The organism is Amycolatopsis sp. NPDC049253 (assembly GCF_040678995.1).
Taxonomy (GTDB): domain Bacteria; phylum Actinomycetota; class Actinomycetes; order Mycobacteriales; family Pseudonocardiaceae; genus Amycolatopsis.
This window is the reverse complement of sequence record NZ_JBFAQX010000003.1, coordinates 558,732-576,516: the sequence shown is the minus strand read 5'-3', so window position 1 is coordinate 576,516 and position 17,785 is coordinate 558,732. Positions and strand designations below refer to the sequence as shown.

Genomic DNA, 17,785 nt, shown 5'->3' with positions numbered 1-17,785 from the left:
CTCAGCCCTCCACGTTGTCGCGAATGCGGTCACGCAACGCGGTCAGCTCGACGTCGTGGACATCGCCGCCCAGCGTCAGGTCCAGCGTGTGCGCGGCGGCGCTGCCCATCGCCGAGCACGGGCCCATCACCCGGACGCTGGACAAAGCAGCGGCGTCACCGTCGACACACCGCCCGGCCGCGACCAGGTTCCGGGCGTCCGGCGAAGTCAGGCTGCGCAGCGGGACGTAGTGCACGTGATCCGGGCCGAACGTCTCCCAAGCGTAGCCCGACGCCCGGTCGTGCAGCTCCACCGGCCACGCCGTCCGCGCCACCGCGTCCTCGAAACCGGTGCCCTGCTTGACCTCGTCGAGCGTGAGCTGGTGGTCCGCGGCGAGCCACCGGGTCTGCCGCCGGCCCGGAAAGCCGTACGCCAGCACGGAAGCGTCCTTGAACGCCGCCGGGAACTCGGTGCGCAGGAACTCGACGACCCGGTCCGCCTGTGCCCGCCCCCGCAGCTGCGCCTCGGCCGCCGCGACCGCGGTCAGGGGCGCTTCCACGTGGGTCATGTTCATCACCGCGGTGTTGCGTCCCGGGAAGAAGAAAGCGAGCCCGTCACGGCGGATGAGGCCGTACTGGTCGGCTTTCTCGTCGATGCGGGCGACCAGTTCGGCCGGGTCGGGTTTGGCCGACTCGACCAGGCCGGTGAGCCGGATCTGCTGCGAGCCCCACACCGTCCGCTCCGGCACCCGGCACGGCAGCCCGGCTTCCCACGCCAGTGCGGCGTCGCCGGTCGCGTCCACGAACCCCTTGGCCCGCACCGAAACCGGACCGTAGCGGCTCGCGAAATCCACGCGCTCGATCACGCCGCCGTCGATGCCGACCCCGCTGATCGAAGCACCCAGGACGACCCTGATCCCGAGCTCCGAGACGAGGTTCTCGAACCACCGGCCCAACGCGACCTCGTCGTAGGGGACGGTCTGGGTATGCGTGCGGTTGTACGCGATGTCCCCGGAACGCTCCAGCGCCGGGAACATCTCGTCGAAGATCCCGTGCGTGAGCTGGTGGTATTCGGGAGCGTTTCCGTAGATCCCGCAGAACAGCCCGATCATGGAGTTCACGCACTGCCCACCCAGGACGGGAAGCGCGTCGGCGAGCACGACGTCGCGGCCGCGGCGTTTCGCGTCGATCGCCGCGGTCAGGCCGGCGATGCCCGCACCGACGACGAGGATGTCGGCTTCGAGCGATTCCCCGGAGCGGTCGGCGGGCCGGGTGACGGTGTTCACCCGCAGGTCGGTCAGTGCGTGAGGCAACAAAACTCCTTAGGACGAAGAAGAACGGCGCAGCGTCGCGCCCCGGTCGAGCGGTTCCACGGCGTCGGCGTACACGCCGAGCCACGAACCCGGGCGAGCCGGCCAGGTCTGCGGAGACCGGGTGCGGGGGTAGTCCGCGAGCCGCTGCTCGAGCTCGGCCGGTTCCACGAGCAGCTCGACGGTGCGGGCCGGGACGTCGATCGCGATCTCGTCCCCGGTGCGCACCACACCGAGCGGGCCGGGAACCCCGCCTTCGGGGGTGACCTCCCCGACGACGATGCCCTTGTTGACGAGCCCCGAGAGCTGCCCGTCGGTGACGAAGGCGACCTGCTCGCTCAGCCCGGCGCCGTTGAGCGCGAAGACCACGGCCGACGCCATGCCCATCCCGGGGGTTCCGGTGACGCCGAGCCCGCGGAGCACGAGGACCTCGCCGGGCTGAACCTCGCCGCGCTCGATCGCCGCCGTGGCCTCCGGCGCCGACTCGTAAACCCGGGCCGGGCCACGGAAAGCGCGTGCGCGCGTCTCGGTGACCGAGAGCTTCACGATCCCGGTGCCGGGGCAGAGGCTCCCCCGCATCAGCACGATCGTCGATTCCGGCCGGATCGGTTCGGCCCTGATCACGGCGGGGTCGACCGCCACGCCGGCGAGGTTCTCGGCCATCGTCCGGCCGCTCATCGTCGAGACCGAGCCGTCGACGACATCGCCGAGCTGGGCCAGCACCGCGCGCGCACCGCCGGCGTCGTCGAACTCCTCGATCGACGCCGGTCCGTTGGGCCGCACCGCGGCGAGCGGACCGACGTGGCGTCCGAGGTCGGCGAACAGGCCGTGGACGTCGAGGTCACCGGGAAGCTCGGCGGCGATCGCCTCGAGGTGCTTGACCGCGTTGATCGACCCGCTGACGGCGATCACCGCGGCCACCGCGTTGCGGACCGCGCCCGGCGTCATCACGGTGCTGGGCCGCCGGCCGGCCTCGACCGCGGCCATGATCGCGGCGCCCGAAGCCCGCACCGCCGCCCACATGGTGTCGCTGTTGGCGCGGGTCGGCGCGGTGCCGGGCAGTGCCATGCCGAGCGCCTCGGCGACGATGTGCATCGTGTTGGCCGTGCCCATGCCGGTGCAGACGCCGGGGGCGGTGATCGCCCGGTCCGACATGGCGCAGAGATCGTCGAAGCCGATCGCGCCCGACGCCAGCTTCCCGGCGTCGACGAACACGTCCTCGATGTCGACGCGGCGGCCGTCGTCGAGGGCTCCGCAGCTCTGGTAGCCGCAGGCGATGACCAGCGTGGGCACGTCGGTGCGCGCGGCGGCCATGAGCTGCCCGGGGGTGGTCTTGTCGCACGAGGCCAGGCAGACCATCCCGTCGAGCTGGGCCCCGTCGACGACGGCTTCGATGTCGTAGGACACCAGGTCGCGCCCCGAGAGGACGTAGCCGCCGCCACGGCCGGCGGCCATGATGAAGTCGGTCGGCGCCACCGTCCGGATTTCGAACGCCAGCCCGCCCGCGGCGTCGATCGAGTCCTTCACCGCCGCGGCGATCGCGTCGAGGTGGGCGAAACAGGGCGCCAGCCCGGACGACGAGTTGACGACGGCGATCTTGGGGCGCCGGATCTGCTCGTCGGTGTAGCCCATCGATTTCCACTGCGTCCGGGTCGTCGCCCACCGGGGCGATCCGACCGGATGGTTGCTGCGCGGCTCTGGTCTGGTGATCGTGACCTCCGGGGTCGGTTGCGGGATCATTCGGACGCGGCGTCCGCGTGCGGGGCCGCCGCCCCGGCCGGCTCGCCGAGCAGCACGGTGCCCCGCGTCTCCGGGCCGATCCACGCGCCGGCGAAGAAGAGCACACCGCCGAGGACGATCAGCACCACGGCGGTGTACTCGTAGGGCAGCACGGCCTGCAGCACGGTGATCCAGACGCTGTACAGCGCGGGCAGGATGAGGCTGAGGGTGTAGACCGTGCCGTAGCCCGAGGAGCGCACGCCGGCGCCGAAGCGTTCGTTGAGGTAGACGACCAGGCAGCCGAGCGGGGCGTTGGGCAGCACGAAGGCGACGATCGCCACGATCCCGATCGGCAGGAACCCGGCCCCGGAACGGGCGAGCAGAACGAGGAGCACGTAGGCGAGGCCGGCCCCGAGGGTGATCGCCACGGCGGAGCCGAGCAGCAGCTTGCGGCGGCCGATCCGCTGCCCCCACACCCCGGCGGCGATCATGCCGACGATCGTCGCGACGTTGGCGATGATCTCCAGGGTGCTGACGTCCGAGGGGTTCTGGTGCAGGACCCCGACCAGGAGCCCGGGCATGAAGGACAGGACGATCTGCGCGGCGAACCACATTCCGGTCATCAGGAGGAACACCTGGCCGAAACCGCGGATGTTGCTCCGATTGAACAGCTGGAAAATCGGTGCGCGATTTCCTTCCCGGGATTTCTTGAGCTCCTCGAGGTCGACCTCTTCGACACGCGAGTAATACACGACGTAGGCGATTCCGAGCAGGAACCCGAAGAAGAACGGAATGCGCCAGCCCCAGGATTGCAGCGCCGGGCCCGAGAACCGCTCCAGCACGACGAGCTGGATGATGCTGATGAGCGTGATCGCCGCGGGCGCGCCGGCGGCCATCACGCCGCCGACCAGGCCACGACGGCGCATCGGCGAGCGCTCGATGGCCAGCGGCACCGGTCCCGCGTATCCGCCGCCCAGGAAGATCCCGCCGATCAGGCGGAGCAGGATCAGCCCGACGATCGACCCGTAGCCCCAGCTCGCGTACCCCGGCATGAGGCCGATCAGCAGGGTCACGATCGTGAATCCGATCCCGGTGATCATGGTGACGCGCCGCCGCCCGATCCGGTCGGCCAGATTGCCGAAGATGGGGCCGCCGATCGGCCGCCCCAGCAGCGTCACGACGAAGATGACGGTCACGAGGGTGACCTTCGTCGTGGCCGACATCGAGGCGGGTTCGAAGTAGTCCATCACCGCCGGCAGCACGAGCGCGGGCAGATAGATGTCGAAGCTGTCGACGAACAGCGAGAGGATGCCGCCGATGACCGATCGTCGTGCTTCGGGAGTCAGTCGCTCTTCTGCCAGGGGTACGGTCGTCGACATCCAGGAATTCCTTCCGATCACGAATATCGCGCCGATGCGATATATCGCTGCCACCGAAGGAGTCTAGGAATCCGCACCGGGGCCCGGAAGTCAGAAATGCTGATCTCGATTATCAGCCTGGGTTATGGTCGCGCAGCCCCTCGCCGATGCCGCGCAACGCCTCGCGCAGCCACGCGTGCGCCGGGTCGGGGTCGAGATCGTCGTGCCACCACAGGCTCTCCACGATCCCCTCCGGTTCGCCGGGGCACTCGAGAACCCTGAGGTCGAACCGCTCGGCGAACTCGAGCGCCAGGCGGCGTTGCACCAGCGCGATCCGGTGGGTGCCGGCCACCAGCGCGGGCACGGCCTGGTAGCTCTCGACGCTCAGCGCGACCCGTGGCGCGATGCCCAGCGCGGCGAGCCGGCGGGGCACGGGTGGCAGCGCCACCCCCGGTTCCCGGTGATACGGCACCACCCAGTCCAGCCGCTGCAGGTCGGTGAGGGTGAGCGCGGCGTCACCGAGCTCGTGGCCGGCCCACACGACACACACCCACTCGTCGCGGAACAGCTCGGCCGACCGGAGCTTGGGCTGTTCCTCCAGCTCGATCGGCGGCGCGATCACCCCGTCGACGAACCGGACGATCCGGGGCAGGTCGGCGCTGAGCGACTCGCGCACGAGCCGGATCCGCAGCCGCGCGCGTGGCGCCTCCCGCTCGAACAGCTCGGCGAGGGGCTGCCCGATCACGGTGAGCGTGTAGTCGGCCATCAGCAGTGTGAACTCCCGCACCGACGTGTCGGGCGCGAAGCTCGAACCGGTGGCGAACAGCTGCTCGGCGGCCGCGCACACGTCCTCGACCTGACGCGTGAGCTGCCGGGCCAGCGGCGTGAGCACGTAGCCGCGCCCGGACCGGACCAGCAGGTCGTCTTCGAAGTGCCGCCGCAGCCGCGCCAAAGCCGCGCTCAACGCCGGCTGGCTGACGCCGACCCGCTCCGCCGCGCGGGTCACGTTGCGCTCCCGCAGCAGCTCGCGGAGGACGACGAGCAGGTTGAGGTCGAGCCCGGCCAGCTGCGTCGTACGGCGGCTCATGCCGCCCCGCCGTCTGTGTGCCCGACCATTCCCGCCACCTTACGGGGCCGGGTCCAGGCGCCGGGTCGTTCCGGGCGCTGCGTCATTCTCGCTAGAGCGCGTCACGTCCGCGTTCACCGGTGCGGACGCGGACGACGGTCTCCACCGGCGTGACCCAGATCTTGCCGTCGCCGATCTTGCCGGTGTGCGCGGTCTCCCGCACCGTGCGCAGCGCGGTCTCGACCTGGTCGTCGTCCAGGAGGATCTCCAGGCGGTACTTCGTGATGAAATCGATCGCGTACTCGGCGCCCCGGTAGACCTCGGTGTGCCCCTTCTGCCGACCGTATCCGCGGACCTCGGTGACCGTCATCCCCGCGATGCCGAGCTCCTGCAGGGCCTCCCGGACCTCGTCGAGCACGAACGGTTTGACGACGGCGGTCAGCAGCTTCATCGCGTCTCCTCGCGCGCCGGCCGGTGCGATCCCAGTGCACCGGCGGGCGCGCTCCCCCGGCGTCCGGATTGGACTGCCAGCTCGTACGCGCCTTCGGCGTGCTCGGCCTCGTCGACACCGTCGATCTCAGCCTCGCGGTCGAGCCGGAATCCCATGAACCTGTGCATGACCCAGCCGATCAGGAAGGTCACCACGAGCGAATACCCTAGTACCGCGAAGGTCCCCACAGCCTGGCGCCACAGCTGGTCGAATCCGCCGCCGTAGAGCAGGCCGTTGACACCTTGAGGATCCACGCTGACGGTCGCGAACACGCCGATCAGCAGCGTTCCGACGAACCCGCCGACGCCGTGGACCGCGACCACGTCCAGCGCGTCGTCGAACCCGTACCGGTACTTCAGGCCCACCGCGAACGAACAGGCCACCCCCGCGACCGCGCCGATCGCGATCGCGCCGAGTGGTTCGACGTAGGCACAGCCGGGGGTGATCCCCACCAACCCGGCCACGGCGCCGGACGCGGCGCCGAGAGTGGTCGGTTTCCCGTCGCGGAACTGCTCGACGACCAGCCAGCCGATCACCGCGGCCGCCCCCGCGACGGTCGTGTTCAGGAACGAGGTGGCGGCCAGGTTCTTCGCGGCCAGCGCGGAGCCGGCGTTGAAGCCGAACCAGCCGAACCACAGCAGGCCGGCACCGAACATCACGAACGGCAGGTTGTGCGGCCGGGCGGCCTGCTTCGGCCAGCCGTGCCGTCGGCCGAGCACGATCGCCAGCGCCAGCGCGGCCGCCCCGGAGTTCACCTCGACGACGGTGCCGCCCGCGAAGTCCAGCAGGTGCACCTTGCTCGCGATCCACCCGTCCGGGGCGAAGACCCAGTGCGCCAGCGGCAAGTACACCAGCGTGACCCACACGACGGAGAACAAGGTCCAGGTCCAGAACCGGGCCCGCTCGGCGATCGCGCCGGCGAGCAGTGCCACCGTGATGACCGCGAACATCATCTGGAAGGCGACGAAGGCGAACAGCGGCACCTTGGTCCCCGCCGGCCCGACCGTCTGCTCCGCGACCCCGTGCAGCCCGGCCAGCCGCAGATTCCCGAGCAGCCCGCCGAACCAGTCGGCGCCGAACGCGAGCGAGTACCCGTAAATCACCCAGATGAGGCCGACGGTGGCGAGGCAGATGAACGTCATCGCCATCACGTTCAGCACGCTCCGCGCGCGGACCATCCCGCCGTAGAAGAGCGCGAGGCCCGGCGTCATCAGCATCACCAGCGCCGCGCTGCCCAGCAACCACGCCGTGCTTCCGGTATCCACCACGCTCGGGCTCCTTCTCGCCTCACCGACCAGCGGCAGGAAGCTAACCGGACCGTGTTACGGGCATGTTTCCGCCGCGAGTCCGCCACACACCCGCAACCCGGCGAAACGGCCGAACCACGACCAAGCGGACGAGACGCGGAAGCGCCCGCCGGGCCCGTCGCCCACGATCGTCGTCATGGCCACGAGTGCGCCCTCACCGGATCCCGGTCAGAAATTCAGCGCCAGCAGAATTGCCTTGCCCGGCGGCGCGGCGGCCCGGCGCGGTCGAAAAGGTCGAGGACGTTCTCCGCGGATCGCCGGGTGAATTCGAAGAGAAGTTCGGAGCCGACGTCGGCCTGGTCCGCCTGGGACAACGCTGTTCCGAGCAACCGGCGAGCGAACTCGATTCCTGGATTTTCCAGCACTTCCGCGTCGAGCCGAGATCTCTTCGGCATCGAACCGGATCAGCTCGACGCCGGGTCGCAATACAGATCAAAGAAATCAGGAAAATAATTGTGCAAGAGGGGATTGTGGCGACGTGAGCCAGCGCACCAGGCAAGAGTGGCTCCCACAGTACCTGTATCACCAGGGTCTCCCCGAAATCCAGGACGTCTGCCAACTTATTTGGGTCGGCTCCCGGAGACACAGAGGAGATGTAATGGATCCACGGGAGGCGCGCACGGCGGCCGCCCGAGAACCCGTCCCCGGCGCCCTGAACGAAAGCGCCGACAAAACTCCACGGACACGCACTGCAGCTTTACCCCCTCAGTTCAATTCAGCTGCATCGGACGCGCGACCGCGTCAGCACAAGCTGTCCACGAAGGAACGGACGAAGACCAATGGCGAGCAACAAGTTCACCACTCACGCAGACCTTTTCGATCTGAGTGGGAAGTACGCACTTGTCACTGGCGGCACCAGGGGCATTGGGATGATGACAGCGCGCGGCCTGCTGCGGGCGGGCGCCCGCGTCGTCATCAGCTCACGCAAGGCAGACAACTGCGCGGAGGCGCAGCATCTACTGTCCGAATTCGGCGATGTTCAAGCAATCCCCGCCGACCTGTCCAGGTACGACGAGTGTCAGCGCCTCGCTGATCTTGTCAAGGCCGACTCGGAACGCCTGGACATCCTCGTCAACAACGCGGGAGCGATGTGGCGTGAGCCGCTGGAGACGTTCCCGGAGGAGGCCTGGGACGCAGTGATCGACCTCAACCTCAAGTCGCCGTTCTGGCTGGTGCAGGCGCTGCTCCCCGCCCTTCGCGGGGCGGGCACCGCCGATGATCCCGCGCGGATCATCAACATCGGCAGTATCGCCGGCATCCACGTCGCCGAGTCGCCCAACTACTCGTACGCCAGCAGCAAAGCGGCACTCCACCAACTCACCAGAGTGCTTGCCAGAGAACTGGGCCCACAGCACGTCACGGTGAACGCGGTGGCCCCAGGACCGTTCCCGTCGCAGATGATGGCGTCCACGCTCGATGCCATCGGCGACACGATCGCGGCGAAGGCCCCTCTGCGCCGGCTCGGCCGCGACGACGACATGGCAGGTATCGCCGTGTTCCTCGCCAGCCGGGCCGGGTCTTACCTCACCGGCACCATCATCCCGGTCGACGGCGGCATCGCCACGACCGCATCAGGTACCTAGCACTGCAACGGCAGTGAGGTGAGTGGGCAGCCACGTCGTTTGTCGTGGCTGAGGTGGGCTTGGTGTTGTCACCGGCGCCGTCGACCACGCCCAGCCGTGGTCGACGGCGTCGGTGACACGCAGGACCAGGTGAGCAGCCGCCGGATCTCCGGTGACGGGAGCCCGATCATGCCCGGCTCACCGGCACCCGTTCCCCTTTTGTGGCAAGGGATCGTCGTCCACGATCAACACCCGTTCTTCCCCTCCAAGCCCGCGACCAGCCCGGACACCTGCTCCCGCGCACGATTACTTACGATCACCCGAAGGCCGTCCCGATGTGAGCCCGACACTCTCGCCGATCGTTCAGCGCTGACTCAGACGGACCGAAAAGGTTGAGCTGTCAGCTGAGTGCTTGAATCTCGGTCGCCAGCTTCTCCTGGCCAGCCGCCCACGACGCCAGTACGGCCAGGCCGTCCGCGGCCGCCGTGCCGGCGGGCGCGGTGTAGACGTTCAGGAGCAGGCCGGGCTCGGCAGGCAGCTCCATCGACTCGACGTCCAGGTCGAGCCAGCCCACTGCCGGATGGTGCACACGCTTGCGTCCGGACCGGTGGAGCCGGACGTCCTGAGATGCCCACCGCTGCCGAAATAGTTCACTGCGCGTCGACAACTCACCGACTAGGGCGATCAGCTCCTCGTCGCGCGGATTGCGGCCGGCTTCCATGCGCAGCTTCGCGGCCACATCGCAGACGATGCGGTCATAGTCGACGAAGAACGTTTTTGCCGCTTCGGGATCCAGATACAAGAACCGCGCGGTGTTCGCCGGCCGTCGCGTGTCGGCCAGCAGCGGTGAATACAGCGCGCGGGCAAGGTGATTCATGGCCAGCACGTCATAACGGCCGGTGCAGATCCAGGCCGGCGCATCGGTGATGGCGTCGAGCACCTGCCGAAGCGCCGGACGCACCGTCACGGCGGGTCGCCGGCGGCGTGGGCCGCTGGGCACCCTCGACTGCCGCGCGAGGTGGAACAGGTGATCGCGCTCGGCCTCGTCAAGTTGCAAGGCAGAGGCCAACGCGTCGAGCACCTCGTCGGAGGCGCCGGCGAGGCTGCCGCGCTCCATACGCACGTAGTAGTCGACCGATACCCCTGCCAGCAGAGCGACCTCTTCGCGACGCAGGCCTTTGACCCGGCGGTTGCCGCCGTAGGCGGGCAGCCCGGCCCGCTCGGGCGCGATCCGCGAGCGACGCGAGCTCAGGAATTCCCTGATCTCGGTGCGCGGATCGATCGTGGCCACCTCTTCACCGTAGGTCCTGTCCGCAGGCGAAGGGAGGTACTGCCGGTACCCCCGACGGCCACCGCACCCCCTCGCGCGTGCGGTGGCCCGGCCTCCGCGGGAGGTGCTCGCGCCCACTCGACCGGCGAGCCCCTCCGCTCGTGCCCCGGCCCTCGCATCGCCGGATCTCTCCACAAAGCAAGCGCTTAGACTGGTCGGACGGTTCACGCCCGCCGGGCGCGTCAGCAGATCTGGGAGGATCGCCGGATGACGACTTCGCTCTCGGCCGAGCTGTGGCCCGACGTGCAGCCGGAGACCGCGCGCCGGCTGATGCTGGCCGGGGTGGAGTCCTTCGCGAAGCGCGGGTACCACGCCACGACCACGAGGGACATCGCCGGCGCCGCGGGCATGAGCCCCGCCGCGTTGTACGTGCACTTCCCGTCGAAGGCGGCCCTGCTGTTCGAGATCAGCCGCAGCGGCCACGAGCAGACGCTGGCCCTGGTCGAGAACGCCCTGGAGAAGGCCGAGGACCCGGTCGAGCGCATCCGGCTCGTGGTCGAGGACTTCGTGGCCTGGCACGCGCGGCGCCACACCGTCGCACGGGTCGTGCAGTACGAGCTCAACGCGCTGCCGGAGAAGGAGTTCGAGGTCGTCACGGAGCTGCGGCGGCGCATCGAGCGCATCGTGCGCGACGTGATCGCCGCGGGCGCCGAATCCGGCGCGTTCTCCGTGACCGATCCGTACACGGCGGCGCGCGCGGTGCTCTCGCTGGGTGTCGACGTGGCCCGCTGGTACAGCGAGCGCACGCGCCAGACGCCGGCCGCGCTGGGCAAGGAGTACAGCGAGCTGGTGCTGCGGATGCTCGGCACGCGAGCAGCCTGACCCCGCGCTCGGCTCAGCTGCGCGCCGCCGCCGAGGCGAAGCGCTCCGCGATGCGCGCCAGCCGGTCGAGCAGGCCGGGCGGCGCGTCTTCCACCACGAAGTCGTAGTCCCACTGCGCGAGGTAGAACGGCGCCGCGGCGAGGTCGGTCGCGCCGGTGCGCAGCCGGCACGTGTGCTCGTCCACGGGCTCGACGGTGCCGGCGGTCGGCGGCACGCGGGCCGCGAGCACCTCCGCCGGAACCGACACGAGCAGGGACATCTGGTGCGCGTACGGCGCCGAAGAGATCGCCTGCGACACGTACGCGGCGAGGTCTTCCGCGGGCGGTTCGCGCGGCGTGAACCGGAACCCGGGCGCCGGTACGCCTTCGATGCGGTCGACGCGGAACGTGCGCCAGCCGTCGCGACCCAGGTCGTAGGCGACGAGGTACCAGCGACGGCCGGTGTGGACCAGGCGCAGGGGTTCGGCGTCGCGCTCGGTGACCTGGCCGGTGTGGTTGGCGTAGGTGAAGCGCACCCGTTCGCGGTCGCGGCAGGCCGCGGCGATCACGGTGAGCACCTCGGCGTCGACGACCGGTCCCCCGCCGCCGAGCTGCAGCATCGCCGAGCCCATGGCGCTCACCCGGTGCCGCAGCCGCGCGGGCAGCACCTGCTCCAGCTTGGCCAGCGCCCGCACCGACGTCTCCTCGATGCCCGACACCGTGCCGTTGGCCGCCGTCCGCAGCCCCACCGCGACGGCCACGGCCTCGTCGTCGTCCAGCAGCAACGGCGGCAGCGCGGCGCCGGCCCCCAGCCGGTAGCCGCCCGCGACCCCCGGCGTCGCGTGCACCGGGTAGCCGAGGCCGCGCAGCCGCTCGACGTCGCGGCGGACCGTGCGCACGTCCACGCCCAGCCGGTCGGCCAGGTCGGGCCCCGGCCAGTCACGGCGGGCCTGCAGCAGGGACAACAGGCGCAGCAGCCGCTCCGAGGTTCCGTACATGCGGGCCACTCTGCCAGACCTCGCGGACAGGATCGGTCCTCGATGTCCGTGGACTTGCCTTCCGCGAGCGGGGCCGGTGAAGTGTGGGTCATGCAGATCGATCCGCACGCGTTGCTCTCCGTCGCCCGCGAGGAGGCCGAGCTCGGCAAGGCAGAGGGCGGCGTGCCGATCGGCGCCGCCCTCTTCGACAGCTCCGGCGAGCTCCTCGGTCGCGGCCACAACCGCCGCGTGCAGGACGGCGACCCGTCGCTGCACGCGGAGACCACGGCGTTCCGCAACGCCGGGCGCCGCCCCCACTACCGCGACACGATCATGGTCACCACGCTCTCGCCGTGCTGGTACTGCAGCGGCCTCGTGCGCCAGTTCGGCATCCCGCGGGTGATCATCGGCGAAGCCGAGACCTTCTCCGGCGGCCACGACTGGCTCGCCGAGCACGGCGTGCGCATCGAGGTCCTCGCCGACCCCGCGTGCACGGCGCTGATGGCAGAGTTCATCGAGACGCGGCCGCAGCTGTGGTTCGAGGACATCGGCGTTCCGTCCACTTCGGACTGACTACTCGGCGCACACGGTCCGGTTGCGACCGCCGGCTTTCGCGCGCCGCACGGCTTTCACGGCGGCCGCGAACACCGCGTCCGCCGTGTCGCCGTCGCCGGGACGGGAGGCGACGCCGACGGAGACCGTCGCCCAGGCGAACTGCCGGCTGCCGTAGGGCGCTTTCAGTGCGACGGCCGTCGAGGCGACGCGCAGGCGGATGCGTTCGGCGATGGCGAGCGCGTCGAACGGCTTGGTGCCAGGGAGGAACACGGCGAACTCGCCGCCGCCGGAGCGCCCGACGAGGTCGGCGGAGCGGACTTCGTCGCGCACCGCATCGGCGATGGCACGCAGCACGGCATCGCCGATCCGGTGGCCGTGGCGGGCGTTGACGTCACCGAAGCGGTCGAGGTCGAGCACCAGCACGGAGTACGCCGGGGCCGCCTGTCCGCGGGCGGCGTCCCACCAAGCGGACGCCGTGAGGGCGCCGGTGCCCGCGTCGGCCGTCGGCTCGGCGCGCGGGATGGCGCCGACGCCGCCGCGGTGGAGCACCACGAGCGCTGCGGCGAGCAGCGGCACGACGAGCGGCGAATCCACCACGGCCCAGGCGAGTGCGATGCCCAGCGCGACCATCGCGACGTCGAACAGCAGCCCCGCCACGCCCTGCCGGTAGCCGCGCACGACCCCGGTGAGCGCCGCGTCGACGAGCGTGAACACGACCGCCGCAACCACGAGGATTCCCATCAGGCGGACGTCGCCCAGCGAGCTTGGCGGAACCGGTGCCGCCCACGCCAGGAACCGGCCCGCGAGCAGCACGGCCAACGCCGTCGCCGCCACCTCGAACACCTGCCGGTACGGCGCGCGCCGCCGCACGCGCAGCCACCGGTGCGCGCCCGAGACCACCACGAGCACCACGGCGGGCACCGGCGGCAGCACCAGCGCGCCGGCGAACACCCACGGCGTGCCGAAACCGGGGCCCAGCAACGTTTCCCCGCGTCCGCGTTCGGCCGACCGGCTCAGCTCCGCGCTCACCAGCAGCCCCGCGACCAGCACGGCGAACCGCGCGGAACCGGTGAGCGGCACGGGAACCAGCACCGCCACGGCGATCGTCGCGGCCAGCGCCACCACGTCCACGCACACCACGAACGCCGCCAGCGCGCGGGTGCGCACGCGCCACAGCTCCCAGCCCGCGACGGCGACGGGCAACCGGCGCCGCCCACCCCCTCCGGCCGTCGCCGGATCCCCCACCATTTCGGCAAAATAACCGGTTCACCGCGGTTGCGGCACCGTCTTAAGTGTGGGGGCGGGTTTTCCGGCCGCCCGGCGACCCGTAACCGTTCCCGCTCACCGGAACACCGGGAATTCACCGACGCGATACCCGCTGTCCCGAACGGCGTCACGACCGGCGTGTCTACTGAGCCGTCCTTTCACCCAGAACAGACAGCGGGGTAGCTCGATGAGACGTGTTGTGGCCGGAATCGGCGGGGCCGCGTTGGCTCTGTCGGGGCTTTTCGCCCTGCCGGCGCAAGCGCACGAGGGGAACGCTCCGCAGGACGCGTTCACCACCAAGACCGCCTACGAGCCGCAGGGCAACCTGTCCTCCTACGAGCGGCTGCCTTCGTCGTTCCACCCGGTGTTCACCGAGAACGTCTCGCGCCACGGCGCGCGCACGCTGTCCGACAGCGACGACGGCGACGCCTTGCTGGCACTGTGGAACACCGCGAAGTCCGAGGGCGCGCTGACCGGCGTCGGCAAGCAGCTCGGCCCGGACGTGCAGGCGCTGCTCGCCGCCAACGCCCGCGACGGCTACGGCCTGCTCACCCAGGAAGGCCGCGACGAGATGCGCACCACCGCGCAGCGCATGGTGCGGCGGCTGCCGTCGCTGTTCGCCGACGCGGCGAAGGGAACGACGCCGAAGATCGACGTCGTCGCGTCGAGCCAGCAGCGCACAGTGGACAGCGCCAACGAGTTCGTGGCGGGCCTGAAGTCCGCGAAGCCGGGGCTGGCGACCACCGCCACCCGCACCGACGACACCCTGCTCTACTTCCACAAGTCGAACGTCGAGTACAACGACTACGTCGACAACGACCCGCGCGTGGCCGCCGCCGAGAAGGCCGCGACGGATCAGCCCCGCACGCACGCCGTGGCGCGTTCGGTGCTGCAGCGCAGCTTCTCGGAGAAGTTCGTGGACGAGATCGCGGCCGGGAAGCACGCGGAGTTCAAGGACGAGATCGCCGCGGCCGACGCGGTGTACGCGATGGATCAGGTCACGGCAGACCTCGCGGGCGAGGGCCGCTGGCACTTCGACCGCTACATCACGCCCGACGAGGCCTCGTGGTTCGGGTACCTCGACGACGTGACCTCGTTCTACGAGAACGGTCCCGCGTTCTCCGGCAGCGACATCACGTACAAGATGGCCGGCGGCCTGCTCGGCGACATGTTCGCCCAGCTGGACGCCAAGCGCGCCGGCACCACCACGCGCGACGCCGAGCTGCGCTTCACCCACGCCGAGGAGATCTTCCCGCTCGCGTCGCTGCTCGGCCTGCCTGGCAGCACCAAGCAGCAGCCCGAGGGCACGCTGTTCACCTACGCGAACAACCCGTTCCGCGGCGCCCAGGTGGCGCCGATGGCGGCGAACATCCAGTGGGATCTCTACACCGACGGGCACACCTACCTCGTGCGCATGCTCTACAACGAGAAGCAGACCGCGTTCAAGGCGAGCTGCGCCCCCGTGCACCGCGGCAGCTACTTCTACCGGCTCGACGAGCTCGAGCGTTGCTACGGCCGGTCCTGACTTCCCGGCACCACCGAGCGGGCCCGTGGCGATCGATCGCCGCGGGCTCGTTCGCGTTTCCGGGCATGCCGAAGGCGCCCTTGCCACGTCCATGATCACCGGTCGATTTCGTTGCCACCACCGACTTTCGGCGGTTTTTTTCTTTCCGCTGCGAGACCTTGACACTTCTCAATGGTCTAGTCCATTGTGGCGGGGCACACATCCCCACCGAGTGCTCCTCTGAGTTGATACCGCCGCATCAAGCATCGGAGGTGCTCCACACAAGCGCGCTCACGCGTGCGTCCCACGTTGGAGGACCAATGAAACCCCTGCGCCGTCTGGCCACCGTCGCGCTCGCCGCGGGCGCCGCGCTGGCCACCACCCTCGGCCTCGCCCCGTCGGCGCTGGCCGCGCCGGACCCTGTGCTCGCTTCGCCGTACCTCTACCAATGGGGCGGGCAGACCGATCCCGCCGCGGCCATGTCGGCCACCGGCGTGAAGGCGTTCACGCTGGCCTTCATGCTGTCCGACGGCGGCTGTAACCCGAAGTGGGACGGCAACCGCGACCTGACCGGTTCGGATGCCGCCCTGATCCAGAAGATCCGCTCGGCGGGCGGCGACGTGATCCCGTCGTTCGGCGGCTGGTCGGGCACCAAGCTCGGCTCGCAGTGCGGGTCGCCGGACGACCTCGCCGGCGCGTACCAGAAGGTGATCGACGCCTACCAGCTCAAGGCGATCGACCTCGACATCGAGAACACCGACGAGTTCGAGAACGCGACAGTGCAGGACCGGATCCTCAACGCCGTGAAGATCACCAAGCAGAAGAACCCGGGCGTGCGCGTCGTGATCACGATGGGCACGAGCCCGCAGGGCCCGACCGAGTGGGGCAGCCGCCTCATCACGCAGGCCAAGGCGATCGGCGCGAACGTCGACGTCTGGTCGGTCATGCCCTTCGACTTCTCCAGCGGCGGTGACATGGCCGCGATGACGAAGTCGGCCGTCGACGGGTTGAAGGACCAGCTCAAGTCCGCGTTCGGCTGGAGCGACGACGAGGCCTACCGGCACAGCGGCCTGTCGTCGATGAACGGCAAGACCGACAACGCCGGGGAGAACGTGTCCGTCGCGAACTTCACCTCGATCCGCGACTACGCGTCGAGCCACCACCTCGGCCGCTTCACGTTCTGGGCCACCAACCGCGACTGCGGCGGTGGCGGCGAGTGCAGCGGCATCGACCAGGAGAAGTACGCGTTCACGAAGATCGTGGCCGGGTACCAGGGCTGAGCTGCGACGGGGACCCTGCTTCGCCGCGGGTCCCCGTTTCTCCGGGTGGATAGTAGCCATGGACATAGTATCCATGTACATTATCTGGCGTGCGCCTCAAGAACCCGACCACCGGCCACCTCGTGTGGCGGCTGTCCCTGAAGTGGCGGGCGGCCGTCGACCGGACCGTGAAACCGCTCGGCCTGACCCACGCCCAGTACTCGCTGCTGGCGACGCTCACCGGTCTCGTGGTGCGCGGGGTCCGGCCGAGCCAGCGCGAGCTGGCCGACCACACGGGCCTCGAGCCACTGCACGTGTCGAAGCTGGCGCGGGCACTCGAACAGGCCGGCCTCGTCACCCGCCCCCCGGACCCGGACGACCCGCGCGCCGTGCGGCTCGACCTCACCGCCCGGGGTCACGAGGTGATCACCGAGGCGATCGCCCTCGTGCGCGACCTGCACGAGGAGCTCACCGCGGACCTCGGCGGCTCCCGCAGCGCGCGGACCCGCCAGTTCCGCGACACCCTGCAGACCCTGCTGGGTGACGACCCCACCGGAAGCGAGAAGACCATGACCGCAGCCCGTGCCGTCGGCGGCCGCGACCTGAACCTGGCCGCCGCCGCGTCCCGTTCCCTGCTCACCGCGTTGCTGGACCGCGAAGGTCTGGACTTCACCGAATACGTGGTCCTGCGCACGGTCGCCAACGGCGCCCAGCCCGCCGCCACCCTGGCGGAGACCATCACGGCGACGGCCGTCGCCCCCGCCGACGAGGTGCGCTCGGTGATCGACCACCTCGTGACCGCGGGCCGCCTGACCCGCAGCGACGTCGTCGACGTCACCCCCGCCACGCGCGACCTGGTCGAACGCCTGACGGCGGACTCCACCCAGGCCGGCGACCGCCTGTTCGCCGGCATCGCACCCGCGGACCTCGAGGCGGCGAAACGCGTACTCGACACGGTGACGGCGCGAGCGGGCGAGATCCGCGCGCAGCTCTGACACCCGGGGGTGGGTGTGCGGGTGGTTCGACCTCATCGACCGAGGTCGGGGCCCGGACCACCGGACCCGCGCGGGGTGAAGCAGGTCCGCGGACCAGGCAGGCAAACTCGCGCAGCCGAGGCCGCAGCACGGCCGGGGGTGGGGTGGTTCGGCCCTCTCGCCCCCAGGCCACGGGCTTGGACCACCGGAGTGGCCCGGCCAGCAAAACCCGCGCATCCGAAGCCGAAGCACGGCTAGTGGCGGGGTGAAGCCGGTTCGCGGACCAAAACCCAACTAGCCAGGCGAGCAAGCCCGCGTGGTGCGCCCGCC

At 70.2% G+C, this 17,785-nt stretch carries 15 protein-coding genes; 6 read left to right on the top strand and 9 right to left on the bottom strand.

What is annotated here, in order from left to right; translation table 11 throughout:
- Window position 1: 1 nt before the first annotated feature.
- The 6 genes from AB0K15_RS10245 to AB0K15_RS10220 form a co-directional block, all read right to left on the bottom strand.
- Window positions 2-1,291, bottom strand: coding sequence for an FAD-dependent oxidoreductase (locus AB0K15_RS10245; protein WP_364047845.1), 1,290 nt, complete (start codon window positions 1,289-1,291; stop codon window positions 2-4).
- Window positions 1,292-1,300: 9 nt separating this feature from the next.
- Complete coding sequence (locus AB0K15_RS10240) at window positions 1,301-2,920, bottom strand: dihydroxy-acid dehydratase (RefSeq protein ID WP_364047843.1); 1,620 nt, start codon at window positions 2,918-2,920, stop codon at window positions 1,301-1,303.
- A 104-nt stretch (window positions 2,921-3,024) separates the two neighbouring features.
- Window positions 3,025-4,386 carry an MFS transporter gene (locus AB0K15_RS10235; RefSeq protein WP_364047841.1) on the bottom strand — a complete coding sequence of 454 codons (1,362 nt, stop codon included), beginning with the start codon at window positions 4,384-4,386 and terminating at the stop codon, window positions 3,025-3,027.
- A gap of 112 nt (window positions 4,387-4,498) precedes the next feature.
- Window positions 4,499-5,452 (bottom strand): LysR family transcriptional regulator, encoded by a 954-nt coding sequence (locus AB0K15_RS10230; protein WP_364047839.1) that lies wholly within the window; start codon window positions 5,450-5,452, stop codon window positions 4,499-4,501.
- 91 nt (window positions 5,453-5,543) lie between these two features.
- Window positions 5,544-5,882 carry a P-II family nitrogen regulator gene (locus tag AB0K15_RS10225; protein ID WP_364047837.1) on the bottom strand — a complete coding sequence of 113 codons (339 nt, stop codon included), beginning with the start codon at window positions 5,880-5,882 and terminating at the stop codon, window positions 5,544-5,546.
- Window positions 5,879-7,189, bottom strand: coding sequence for an ammonium transporter (locus AB0K15_RS10220; RefSeq protein WP_364047835.1), 1,311 nt, complete (start codon window positions 7,187-7,189; stop codon window positions 5,879-5,881). Before AB0K15_RS10220 ends, AB0K15_RS10225 begins: the two co-directional genes overlap by 4 nt.
- Window positions 7,190-8,007: 818 nt before the next feature.
- Between AB0K15_RS10220 and AB0K15_RS10215 the strand changes: the two genes are divergently transcribed.
- Window positions 8,008-8,811 carry an SDR family oxidoreductase gene (locus AB0K15_RS10215; protein WP_364047833.1) on the top strand — a complete coding sequence of 268 codons (804 nt, stop codon included), beginning with the start codon at window positions 8,008-8,010 and terminating at the stop codon, window positions 8,809-8,811.
- 379 nt (window positions 8,812-9,190) lie between these two features.
- Here AB0K15_RS10215 and AB0K15_RS10210 read toward each other — a convergent pair whose 3' ends face one another.
- A complete protein-coding gene (locus AB0K15_RS10210) occupies window positions 9,191-10,081 on the bottom strand; it encodes a helix-turn-helix transcriptional regulator (protein WP_364047831.1) in 891 nt (296 codons plus the stop codon).
- A 246-nt stretch (window positions 10,082-10,327) separates the two neighbouring features.
- On the opposite strand from AB0K15_RS10210, the gene AB0K15_RS10205 reads away from it, so the two are divergent.
- The gene (locus AB0K15_RS10205; RefSeq protein ID WP_364047829.1) at window positions 10,328-10,942 is read left to right on the top strand and encodes a TetR/AcrR family transcriptional regulator; all 615 of its coding nucleotides are present in this window, start codon (window positions 10,328-10,330) and stop codon (window positions 10,940-10,942) included.
- A 13-nt stretch (window positions 10,943-10,955) separates the two neighbouring features.
- On the opposite strand, the gene AB0K15_RS10200 is transcribed toward AB0K15_RS10205, so the two are convergent.
- Window positions 10,956-11,918 (bottom strand): YafY family protein, encoded by a 963-nt coding sequence (locus tag AB0K15_RS10200; protein ID WP_364047827.1) that lies wholly within the window; start codon window positions 11,916-11,918, stop codon window positions 10,956-10,958.
- Window positions 11,919-12,008: 90 nt separating this feature from the next.
- Here AB0K15_RS10200 and AB0K15_RS10195 point away from each other — a divergent pair, with 90 nt between their 5' ends.
- Window positions 12,009-12,470 (top strand): nucleoside deaminase, encoded by a 462-nt coding sequence (locus AB0K15_RS10195; protein ID WP_364047825.1) that lies wholly within the window; start codon window positions 12,009-12,011, stop codon window positions 12,468-12,470.
- On the opposite strand, the gene AB0K15_RS10190 is transcribed toward AB0K15_RS10195, so the two are convergent.
- Window positions 12,471-13,700, bottom strand: a complete 1,230-nt coding sequence (locus AB0K15_RS10190; RefSeq protein ID WP_364047823.1) for a GGDEF domain-containing protein — start codon at window positions 13,698-13,700, stop codon at window positions 12,471-12,473.
- A 205-nt stretch (window positions 13,701-13,905) separates the two neighbouring features.
- Here AB0K15_RS10190 and AB0K15_RS10185 point away from each other — a divergent pair, with 205 nt between their 5' ends.
- The 3 genes from AB0K15_RS10185 to AB0K15_RS10175 all read left to right on the top strand — a co-directional run bounded on the left by AB0K15_RS10185 (window position 13,906) and on the right by AB0K15_RS10175 (window position 17,476).
- The gene (locus AB0K15_RS10185; protein WP_364047821.1) at window positions 13,906-15,243 is read left to right on the top strand and encodes a histidine-type phosphatase; all 1,338 of its coding nucleotides are present in this window, start codon (window positions 13,906-13,908) and stop codon (window positions 15,241-15,243) included.
- Window positions 15,244-15,542: 299 nt separating this feature from the next.
- A complete protein-coding gene (locus tag AB0K15_RS10180; RefSeq protein ID WP_364047819.1) occupies window positions 15,543-16,502 on the top strand; it encodes a chitinase in 960 nt (319 codons plus the stop codon).
- Between the two features lie 89 nt (window positions 16,503-16,591).
- Window positions 16,592-17,476 carry a MarR family transcriptional regulator gene (locus AB0K15_RS10175; RefSeq protein WP_364047817.1) on the top strand — a complete coding sequence of 295 codons (885 nt, stop codon included), beginning with the start codon at window positions 16,592-16,594 and terminating at the stop codon, window positions 17,474-17,476.
- Window positions 17,477-17,785 lie beyond the last annotated feature (309 nt).